The organism is Paenibacillus sp. 2RAB27, assembly GCF_052115445.1.
Lineage (GTDB): Bacteria > Bacillota > Bacilli > Paenibacillales > NBRC-103111 > Paenibacillus_E.
The window spans coordinates 117,109-127,828 of record NZ_JBFRGR010000021.1 but is presented as its reverse complement, the minus strand read 5'-3'; the positions used below and the strand labels follow the sequence as shown (position 1 = coordinate 127,828).

Below are 10,720 nucleotides of genomic sequence, written 5' to 3'. Positions count from 1 at the left end.
CGCTAAGAGCCTCTTGGGCTACTTTGATGCGTTGCTCATCATAAAGGATATTGCTTTTCATACATTTCATTCCCCCTCACCGATATTGTACCTTATTGCATATTGATGACTCCAATCCAATTAGGGGGCTTCAGAGAATCGTCAGAAATAGATGGAGGAAATCCAGTTAAACGTTGATATAAGGGAATTGGGAGGGAATTAACTGTACTTTTTACAGTTAATGGTTGTGAGGGGGGAATGGGAAGTGGAATTGGAAGAGAAAGAGAAAGAGAAAGTGTAAGTGTAAGTGTAAGTGTAAGTGTAAGGAGTTGAGGAAAGTAGTAAATTGAATTGAATTGAATTGAATTGAAGTGAAGTGAAGTGAAGTGAAGTAGAGTAGAGTAGAGTAGAGTAGAGTAGAGTAGAGTAGGCGAGAAGTATTAAGTATGCGGGAACCTGCAGTTATCTGTTATACGAAAAAAGTTCAGCTACTCTCCGCGCCCCCACCAGCATAGCATCCAGCTGCACACAGTGATTGCCTTCCACCACAAACTAGCTACTGAAACTCCTCGCATTCATCGACATAGTACTCTATCGCACACGATTATCGCCTCCCACCTACAGACTGACTAGTTACTCACCCCCCTCGCCCCCACCATTATCGTCTATCCCACCAGCACAAACACGAAAGGCCAACCGCCAAACGGTTGGCCTTTCTGCTTCAACAGCTATGAGACAAGCTTGCGGCTGCGCGGGCGAAGTGCCCATGAAGCCATGACGAGCGCTAGAAACACTAGCGGTTGGGCAGCGAGAGCTAGACTGTCGCCATTCAAAATATGCGAAGCCGCGGCTCCCGAGAGCTCGAAGAAAAAGCCAGCGTATGCCCACTCTTTCAGTCGGGGAAAACGCGGGATCAGGATGGCGATGACGGCCATCAGCTTCCAGAAGCCCAGGATGGTTAAGATATACTCAGGATATCCGAGCCCGGTCAACGTAGCGATTTGCTGCTAGCCATGGGTAATGAAGAAGAATCCGCCAATGACGAAGCTTGCAGGTCCTAGGATGGTGGTTACCCAGTAAGCAATTAGCATGTTGCGTTCTTTACGATAAGACATTAGACCGTCCCCCTATCTATTTCGGAATTGTGCTCATATGATCCTTATTCTACCATATAGAATGGTAAAAGCGAACACCAGTACGTAAAAAATGATGCGATATTTTTCTATGCCATTTTCAGCCAATTCTCAGATAGCTCTCAACCAACCTTCAGTTTACGCTCAGATGGGTTTCAGGTAAGGGGGCTATACTTGGTTTTGTAAGGGAAACACACACAAATCTAAAGATGAGGTGGAATAAAATTATGAAAAAAATCAGCAAAAAAATTCTCGCAGGTTCACTAGTAGCATCTTTTGTCATCGGAGTTGGCTTAGTAGGAGCCCTACATAATGAAGCGTTCGCAGATACAGTAGTCGGCAATTCCACGAGCACAGCGGCACCCAAAGCAGGACAGGGCGGTAAAGGCTTTAACGATAAAGGTCGTGGACAAATGGGAGATCGCGGTGGCTTCCGTGGCGGCAATGTGATCAAAGAAACAGCAACGATTCTAGGCGTTGAAGAAAGTGCTGTACAGGAAGCACTTAAAGCAGATAAAACATTAGCAGCGTTTGCTCTTGAAAAAGGACTATCGAAGGAAGATTACTTATCCAAGCTTGTTGCAGCAGAAACAGCTAACATTACAGCTGAAGTAACGGCTGGCAAGCTGACCCAAGAGAAGGCAGACGAGATTATTAAAGGTCTTAGCGACCAGTTAACGAAGCAAATTGATGGCACAGGATTTAAAGGCGGTTTTCCAGGCGGCGGTAAAGGTGGCCCAGGAGGCCCTGGAGGATTTGGCGCAGGACACTTCGGCAATCCGGAGGTCATTACGACAATTCTAGGTCTTACTCAAGATGAACTGAGAACAGAGCTAGAATCCGGTAAATCCCTCGTGGATATCGCAACAGCGAAAGGCATTAGCGAAGATGATTTGATCAGCAAAATTAAAGACGGCATGACGGATTCGATTAAGAAGGCTGTAGAGGAAAAAGGTACGGCTCACCAGCGTCCTGAAGGCGGTCAAGGTCGTCCTAATCGGGATGCATCCAAACAATCAGCAACACCAGCCCCGACAGCTGCCAACTAAGGGGATGTCATACGAAGCTGCTCACCATGTGAGCGGCTTTTTGTGCTTGAGGTGGAAGATTAGATGCAATTTTGCTAGATAGGGAGCTGTTAAAGTAGCTAAGTCATAACAACTGGAAAACATACAGTTAATTTCGCATGAATTCTCCCGTTCACTCTACTAACTGTAGAATGTACAGCTAATTTCGGGCTATTAGGCGAAACACGTCAGAAAGTGAAAAAATAGATGTACATTTTCCATCTACTCTCTAAATTTGATGGAAATCCAGAGAATTAGATGGCGTTTTTGCAGTTATTAGGGAGTCGGGGGCGGACAAGGGGGCAGGGGCAGTCTTGGCGGCAGTTGGGTGGCGGCAAACAGTAGCAGCATTCGCATTCGTAGCCTTAGCGGTAGCAGCACCGGCACTGTCCTATCCCTGTCCAGGCCCAGGCATCAGCACCGGCCCTGTCCCTGGTAGTTGCCCAGTAACAGCCCAAGCTGCGGCATGTTACCCCTCCCCATTTTCAGCAAACACTCAGCTTTCGTTCAACCTACTTTCAGCTTACACTCAGACAGGTTTCAGTCGCCCCTAGTAGACTACATCTTGTGAAGATTGTACGACCTAGGCAACGAGTGTTTAGGTAAACCGTGAGAGGGGTTATGACGGATGAAAGTAGGCAGTAAGAAAAGGTGGCTCATTGTAGCCCTGGCGGCCATCCTGTGTGGGGCAGGTACATACTACTATGTACATAATAATGCGAAGCCAGCAACAGCGGCGACACAACAAACAACAATGAAAGTGGCCAAGGGCGCCATTTCGATGGCCGTATCAGGTACCTCCCAATTGGACGCTAAGGATAAGCAAAACATTGTGATCCCGATCGAAGGGATCATCAAAACGATGAATTTAACCCAGAATCAAGCGGTGAAAAAAGGCGATGTGCTCGTCGAACTTTCAGTCCCGTCCACGGAAACGAATTTGAAGGAAGCGCAAGTGACTTTGGGACAGCTGGAAAGTGATCTAGCGGAGCTGAAGTCTGAACAAGGAAATATGAGCGTATCCTCTCCGATGTCAGGCAAGATTACCTTGAATGCTAATTTCGATGTCGGCAGCCAAGTGAATAAAACGACGAAGATCGGTACGATTTCAGATACAACGCAGTTTAAGGTGAAACTGCCATTTTCACTGCAAGAAGCGGTGCAATTGAAAAAAGGTGACCCCGTGGAGCTAAGCGTGGATGGTTACTTGCTATCGAAGGTTGGTGCTGTCGATACCATCGGTCACGAAATTAGTGCCGACGCGAATGGGAATAAGGTGGTTTTGATCGATGTACTCGTGGATAACGACGGTACACTTTCGGCAGGCTTGAAGGTCAAAGGCAGCATAGGCAGCGGCAGCACCAAAGTAGCGTCCTCCGATCAGGCTGCACTGGCTTATGTCCGCACGGCGTCCATTTTCTCTGAAGCTAGCGGTACGGTGAAAACACTGAAATTCAAAGATGGCGATACGATTAAACAAGGCGATCTCATTGTGACCCTTTTTAACGACGACCTCCAAAAGAATATCGTCGCCAAGCAATCTGCGATTGAAAGCCAGAAAATTCGTGTCAGCGATGCGCAGCAAAAAGTCGATCAATTGACGATCAAAGCACCGTTTGATGGCGTGTTCTCAGCGGATTTTGCCAACAGTAAAAATAACGTTCTTCGGAATTACCCAGTTGGCGCGCAAATTAATGCGAACACAACGCTGGGTGCTGTGGCAAGCCTAAGTACGATGCAGCTCGCAATTGCTGTGGATGAGCTCGATCTCACGAGTGTGAAGGTCGGACAAAAGGTTAACGTAAAAGTCGATGCGATTGCAGGGAAAACTTTTACAGGTGAAGTGACTTCTGTATCCAATGTGGGGACAACGACGAATGGTGTGACCACGTATGATGCGGTTGTGGCGATTCCGAATACAGCACAGAACGATTTGAAATATGCGATGACGGCGACAGCTGAAATCCTCATCCAAGATAAGAAGGACATTCTCGTACTTCCGATACAAGTGGTGACGACAACAAGAGGCAAGTCGACGGTTACGGTGAAGAAGGCCGATGGTACGACGGAAGAGCGGGAGTTAAAAGTAGGTATTCGCAGCAAAACGCAAGTTGAAGTGCTTGACGGGGTAAAAGAAGGCGAAGAGGTTGTCATGCCAGTACGTAGAGCAACAACTACGACGAACCAGCAACAGCAAGGCTTCCCAGGCGGAGGTGCCTTCCCAGGTGGCGCAGGCGGCTTCCAAGGCGGTGTAGGTGGAGCTGGTGGCGGTGGTTTCCAGGGTGGCGGTAATGCTGGCGGTGGCGGCGGCGGAACGCGTCAATAAAGAGCTAGCCGTGCCCCTGAAAGGAGCGAATGGGATGAATATCATTGAGCTAAATGAGATCACGAAGAGTTACACCCGTGGTGCGGAGGAATTGCAGATTTTGCGCGGCATTACCTTGCATATTGCAGAAGGGGATTTTGTCGCCATTATTGGTCCCAGCGGATCGGGGAAATCGACGTTGATGAATACCATTGGGCTGCTAGACAGTCCGACGTCAGGTTCATATACATTAGATGGCGTAGCTACTGAGAAAATGTCAGACAACGGACTTGCTCAGCTGCGCAATCGGAAGATCGGTTTTATTTTTCAACAGTTTAACCTGTTGCCAAGGCTGTCAGCGACGGAGAACGTCGAGCTCCCCATGATTTACGCAGGCATACCTGCGAAACAGCGGAAAGAACAAGCTAAACGCATGCTGGAGAAGCTCGGTATGGGTGAGCGCGGACATCACAAGCCAAGTGAGCTTTCGGGTGGACAGCAGCAGCGGGTTGCGATTGCGCGAGCGTTGGCCATTTCACCGTCGCTCATTCTAGCGGATGAACCAACAGGCGCCTTGGATTCGAAGACGGGCATCGAGGTACTCGAGTTGATCAAAGAATTAAATCATCAGGGCAATACGATTGTATTAATCACCCATGATCATCACATTGCAGACAACGCGAAGCGCGTGGTGGCGCTGCGAGATGGTGAAATCGTCAGTGATACACGCAATGATGCGTGGTCCGTTGAAGTGCCTAAGTTAGAGGAGGCGCATTCATGAGAATTTGGGAGCTTTTCCAAATGGCGATGAGCACGATTCGTTCTAATCCGTTACGAACGATTCTGACCATGCTAGGCGTTATTATCGGGGTTGCTTCGGTGATTACGCTCGTGTCCATCGGTCAAGGGACGTCCAAAGCCATCGAAAAGCAGTACGAAGGTCTGGGGACGAATCTGCTAACAGTAAACCTGATGGGGAACGGTCGCGCCACACAGTTGAATTACGATGAGTTCATGACTCTGGAGGGTACTGCGGGCATCTCATCGATTGCACCCACAATGACGCAGAATAGCTCCATTAAGTTCGACCGCACAACGGAGAGCTACAATGTGATCGGAACGAATGACCGTTATTTGGAGTTGCAAAAAGGGAAGATGGCCAGCGGACGTTTCCTCGCTCAGGCAGATCTGGATTTCCGCAATCACGTTGCGGTTATCGGGAGTGAAGTGGCGACGAAGTTTTTTGGCAAGGAAGACCCGATCGACGAAGAAATTAATGTGAAGGGCTACATGTACACGATTATCGGTGTTCTTCAAACGAAGGGCTCCAATACGAGCGGAACCTCATTGGATAGCTCCGTGTTAGTGCCGCTGCCGACGATGAGCCGGGATTTTAAGCTTGGTAACATTCGGACCGCCTATGTGGAAGCATCCTCTGGTGACCTCGTCAGCCGTGCACAATTAGCCGTTGAAGCGTACTTATATCAGAAATTTAAAAGTACAACTGGATACAATATTTTGRACTCATCCGAGCTCATTAGCGCAAGACAAACGGCGTCTAGTACGCTGACCAACCAATTGGTTGCTGTTGCAGCGATTTCCCTGCTTGTAGGCGGGATCGGGATTATGAATATTATGCTCGTCACCGTGAGTGAGCGAACAAGGGAGATCGGGATCCGGAAGTCGATTGGGGCGAAGCGGAGAAATATTTTGCTGCAATTCCTAGTCGAAGCTACCTTGATTAGCGGGATGGGCGGTTTGATCGGTTTGCTGGTTGGGGTCGCCTTATCACTGGCCTGGCCGTATATCAATCCAAGCCAAGAGACGAGCCTATCGCTCAACGTTGGGTTTTACGCGTTCTTATTCTCAGCACTTGTTGGTGTCATTTTCGGTTTATATCCAGCGAATAAAGCATCAAAATTAAAACCTATCGACGCGCTGCGTTACGATTAGGCAACAGGAGGTTTGTACCATGATTCGTCAACTAACATCGATTGGACTCCGATCCAAAAACTCACTTAAACAGACGAGATTAGCTGTACTGCTGACGGGAAGTTTGCTGGCTGCCTCATGGGCAGTTCCGGCGCCATCCGCACACGCTGCATCTGAAGGCGTTTTTATCTCGAAGGATTCCTATTTTATGCTAAATAGAGCCTCACTTTCCTCTTCATCCTTGCAGTTCTCCGTCCTGTTCCATAATGGGGAAAATCAGACGCTTGATTTTAACAAGTATGGTGTGCGCGTGACGGACAGTGCTGGACATAGCTACACGGCCAATTTGAGTGAGAAAAAGAGCGGCATCGTGAACGGCGGGCAAGAGGAAAGCTTCCGATTCTACGCGAATTTACCAGCTGGTGAATCTGCTGCTGATTTGAAAGTAGATGTATTCCGCTGGGATTACAATCAATCCGATTTCATGAATCATCTCGGTGAGCTGCCGATTGCCTCCGTCATTCAAGATGGACAGTTGGAAGCCCCAGAAGAGATTATTAGCTTACGCACGCTAGACAGCACATTGGCGAATGATGCGTCCCTTGCTTTTCAATTAGGGCAGAGTGTACGTGTGACCGAGAATGGCAAATGGTACATGTACACGCAAGTTGCAGCGAAGAACCTAGGCTCAAGCAGCGTGAAAGTACCCGCAGGTTTGCTGGCTAGACTTGTGGATGCCAATGGCTTGAAATACACGGCGACTGTTGCGAGTGGGGCGGATACGGCTATTTTGCCCAATCAGTCCGATACATTGACACTCAAAACGCTCATTTCCAAAGGCATGCCGACAAGCGGGCTAACGTTGGAATACTATTACCTCAATCAAAGTGAAGATGTTTCACTAGGAACTTTGGGTATGAATTCGTCGCTGAATACGGTAGCTTTGGGCGTGAAACAGAGTTATGCCGGGCAGCAGGATGGCGAGAACGTGACAGCGAAGGCAAGCTCCTCTACGTATTCGATTCAAGCGGATGGTGTCCACGTTCAGACCGTGGTTACGCTAAGCAATGATGGGGACGCTGTAGCTCCTGTTCCTTCATTAGCAGCCTCCTACCAGTTCGGAGACTCGGGCTCATCCGTGTCATCGACAGATAACACTACGCGCAGCGGCTTTTTAGCGCCGAAGGAGACGGCGACTTATTACTTCAATGCAACGTTGCCGACAGGCGTCGATCCGAATGCGGCACAACTCGTGCTGTGGCAGAAAGCAGCGGCTAGCACGGCGGGAAGTGGGACCACGACTGGTAGTACGGGGAGTGGATCAACGACAGGTAATAGTGGAGCGACGACTGGAAGCGGGTCAACGACAACAGGTAACAGTACAACGACAACAGGTAACAGTACAACGACAACATCAGGGCAACAGCCTGTGGCTGTGTTCCTGCTCAAGGGTGCGAGCGAAGCCCAAAACGGCTTCACCACAGCGGTAAACTATGTGCTTGGAACCAAGCTTGCTCTGGGCAGCAGCGTTGTGAATCCGAATCTGGATGTGTCGCTCATCGAGCTTCATGCGCATGAAAATGATGATCTTGGCTACAAAACCGCGATCGCCAAATACAAAATCACGAACAACGGCACGAGCACGCTCGCACTGCCTGATCTGCAGAACGAGCTTATCGATAATAAAGGCAATGCTTATACGGGCTCTCGCCAAAGCGCGGCGGCTACGCAAATTACACCAGGAAGCTCCTATGTAGTCAGCTACTCCTACTTGCTTCCTAATAAGGAAACGACAGCGGATGATTCATTTGCGCTGAATGTGTACGATGATAAGTCTGTCTCTGAAGGCAATGTGTCCGCAGGGACGTTCAAAGTGGCTCTACAGGGAGAAGAAACTGGAGATACCATCGCGATCTATCCATTCTCACTTAAAGTCAATGACAGCTCGATTGGCTGGACGTATAGCGGGGGAACCTATTCATATGTTCTTCAACTCGACATGGATATTACACATGAAGATCAAGTCATTATTGATTCTAATTTCTCCAAAATCCAATTCGAAATGGTCGACTCTCTCGGTCGTATCGTTGGTACTCAAGATGCTTCATTAATGGGCACGGGCAAACTAACGAGCGGCAGCCAGCGAGTAACGATTTCTGGTTTGAAAAACGAGCAAGTGAATAACGGCATCGTCGTCAATATGTACGAAGTCATTAACACACCGAACGGAACAGCGAAGCGCCTTCTGAAGCAATTTAAGTAAAAGAGAAAACAGCCCTACCCTTGGATTTGCCGGGGTTGGGCTGTTTTTGGTTAATCGGAATTTATTTCCATAATGAGGCGGTTATGCTACAATTTTGATAAGGACAAGTACATAGCGGTTGGGAAACTTTCATCTCACAGGCAAGGAGGTGAAAGCGTATGGATGAAAACGTGAAGTATTTTATCGCAGGAGCAATGTTCGCAGTTACTTTGCTAAAGGTTTTAGCTAAAGTGTTGAACGGTTCCCAGGATAAAAGAAAAAAGTAATCCTCCCGACCCTAGACAAGTTGGGGATTACTTTTTCTGAGAGGAACCAGTAAATAACCAATCGGTTGTGTACTTGTCCCTTGCCTATTTATACGCCATTTATGAGTAAATTATACTAGACAACGGCAGGTGCAGTCAATGGACCCCTTACTTGCGCAGTCAGTCGGTAGTATGTCAAAAGTGTACTGGTTTCTCCTAGGGAGTGGGACAGGGGTACTGTTGTATATGGCCTGGAACTTATATGTAAAGAAGAAATGAGTAAGAGAAAACAGCCCTTCCCTCGAATTTATCGGGGGTGGGCTGTTTTTGGTTAATTAGCCGATAAATACGAAAGCCGAAATACCAGAACGAACCGTACGTGTACGGAAGATGACGCCGTCTGCATCAAAAGTTCTAAGAACTAAAGTACGTGTAGTAGGGGTACCGATTGTACGGAATACGGCAGTTCCAAATGCATCAAAGCGAGCAGTTGCAAGGCGGGTTCCATTTAAAGTACGAGCCTCACAGAAAAAGCCTGAAGTGACGAAAGGAACACCGGCGTTATCTACCCAAAGAATAGTAAGTCGTCTAAGCGTTTGTGTAGGACCAAAATTTTTGCCGAGCGGGACGCGCGTGTACGATTTGCCAAGCTTGCCAGAATCTTTGAGAGTAGGGATGCTGCGTTTTTTGTTCTCCATCTATGTTTTCACCTCCTTCTCTCTATCTGCTTATAGTAGATGTCGAAGGTGGCGTGCCTGTTAACTAGATTTACCTATATAAGAGAAAATGTGTTAATAGATTGATTGTTTAATAGATTCGGGGTTTGTGTGAATGAACCCAAGATTAGACTAATGAAGAGCAATTATAACCAGTGGTATGTGAGACGGAGGAGGAGATTGCATGCGGAAAATATAAGTTATCAATTATTGGAATATATCGATAGTCATAAAAACTGCTATAATGGTCCTTATTATTCAAACCAATTCAATGATAGGGTGGTGCTTGATGTGTCTGCTACGCCGATAAAGGTGTTAATCATTGATGATGAACAGCCGTTAAGACATGAGCTTAGGACGATGCCGTGGCATTCGTTCGAAGCTGAACTTGCAGGGGAAGCTGAGAATGGCGAAGAGGCTTTGGCGCTGTGTGAAGCCCTACAGCCGGATCTTGTTATATCGGATATCACGATGCCCATTATGGACGGATTAGAACTTTTTCGCCTAGTAAGAAAGAGATTTCCGCTTATTCAGTTCGCACTGCTAACCTGTCATAGCGATTTTCATTATGCCCAAGAAGCGCTGAAGCTCGGAGCCTTGGACTATTTTACCAAGCTTTCCTTTGACGAAGAGGACATGAAGGCACTGGTTGTAAAGGCGAGAGAAGCGATTAGGCGTGAAGTCGATCTTAAGCAATATGAACAAGAACGAATGAAACGGGAGATATCCAGTCTGCCAGAATCCGAAGCAAGTGACGTTCGAAAGATTAGGAGAGAAGTACTACTTGCTCAAAGAATCATTGAGAATAAGCTAGGGGAGCCCATTACGCTAGTTTCTGTATCCGCAGAGGTTGGTCTGAGCTCGTACTATCTTAGCAGACTGTTTCGGGAAGAAACAGGAGAATCCTTCAACGATTATGTTACCAGGCTGCGTATGGAGAAAGCCATGATCCTGCTTCAGACCACACAGCTTAAAGTGTACGAAGTTGCCGAACAGGTAGGCATACCCAGCTATCGGTATTTCTCACAGCTTTTCCGGACTTGGTCCGGTGTAGCACCTACAGACTATAAAAAGGGCTGA

Annotated in this window: 8 protein-coding genes; 6 read left to right on the top strand and 2 right to left on the bottom strand. The window is 47.7% G+C overall.

Annotation, left to right across the window (positions count from 1 at the left end):
• Positions 1-707 precede the first annotated feature (707 nt).
• The gene (locus AB4114_RS24650; protein ID WP_441990822.1) at positions 708-971 is read right to left on the bottom strand and encodes a DoxX family protein; all 264 of its coding nucleotides are present in this window, start codon (positions 969-971) and stop codon (positions 708-710) included.
• Positions 972-1,339: 368 nt separating this feature from the next.
• Between AB4114_RS24650 and AB4114_RS24645 the strand changes: the two genes are divergently transcribed.
• The 5 genes from AB4114_RS24645 (at position 1,340) to AB4114_RS24625 (ending at position 8,679) form a co-directional block, all read left to right on the top strand.
• Positions 1,340-2,161, top strand: coding sequence for a hypothetical protein (locus tag AB4114_RS24645; RefSeq protein ID WP_441990821.1), 822 nt, complete (start codon positions 1,340-1,342; stop codon positions 2,159-2,161).
• Between the two features lie 646 nt (positions 2,162-2,807).
• Positions 2,808-4,505, top strand: coding sequence for an efflux RND transporter periplasmic adaptor subunit (locus tag AB4114_RS24640; RefSeq protein ID WP_441990820.1), 1,698 nt, complete (start codon positions 2,808-2,810; stop codon positions 4,503-4,505).
• Between the two features lie 34 nt (positions 4,506-4,539).
• Positions 4,540-5,265, top strand: a complete 726-nt coding sequence (locus AB4114_RS24635; protein ID WP_441990826.1) for an ABC transporter ATP-binding protein — start codon at positions 4,540-4,542, stop codon at positions 5,263-5,265.
• Entirely contained in the window at positions 5,262-6,437 is a 1,176-nt protein-coding gene (locus tag AB4114_RS24630; protein WP_441990819.1) for an ABC transporter permease, read from the top strand. Before AB4114_RS24635 ends, AB4114_RS24630 begins: the two co-directional genes overlap by 4 nt.
• A 19-nt stretch (positions 6,438-6,456) precedes the next feature.
• A complete protein-coding gene (locus tag AB4114_RS24625; RefSeq protein WP_441990818.1) occupies positions 6,457-8,679 on the top strand; it encodes a hypothetical protein in 2,223 nt (740 codons plus the stop codon).
• A gap of 580 nt (positions 8,680-9,259) precedes the next feature.
• Here AB4114_RS24625 and AB4114_RS24620 read toward each other — a convergent pair.
• The gene (locus AB4114_RS24620; protein ID WP_441990817.1) at positions 9,260-9,622 is read right to left on the bottom strand and encodes a hypothetical protein; all 363 of its coding nucleotides are present in this window, start codon (positions 9,620-9,622) and stop codon (positions 9,260-9,262) included.
• A 309-nt stretch (positions 9,623-9,931) separates the two neighbouring features.
• Here AB4114_RS24620 and AB4114_RS24615 point away from each other — a divergent pair, with 309 nt between their 5' ends.
• Positions 9,932-10,720 carry a response regulator transcription factor gene (locus AB4114_RS24615; RefSeq protein WP_441990816.1) on the top strand — a complete coding sequence of 263 codons (789 nt, stop codon included), beginning with the start codon at positions 9,932-9,934 and terminating at the stop codon, positions 10,718-10,720.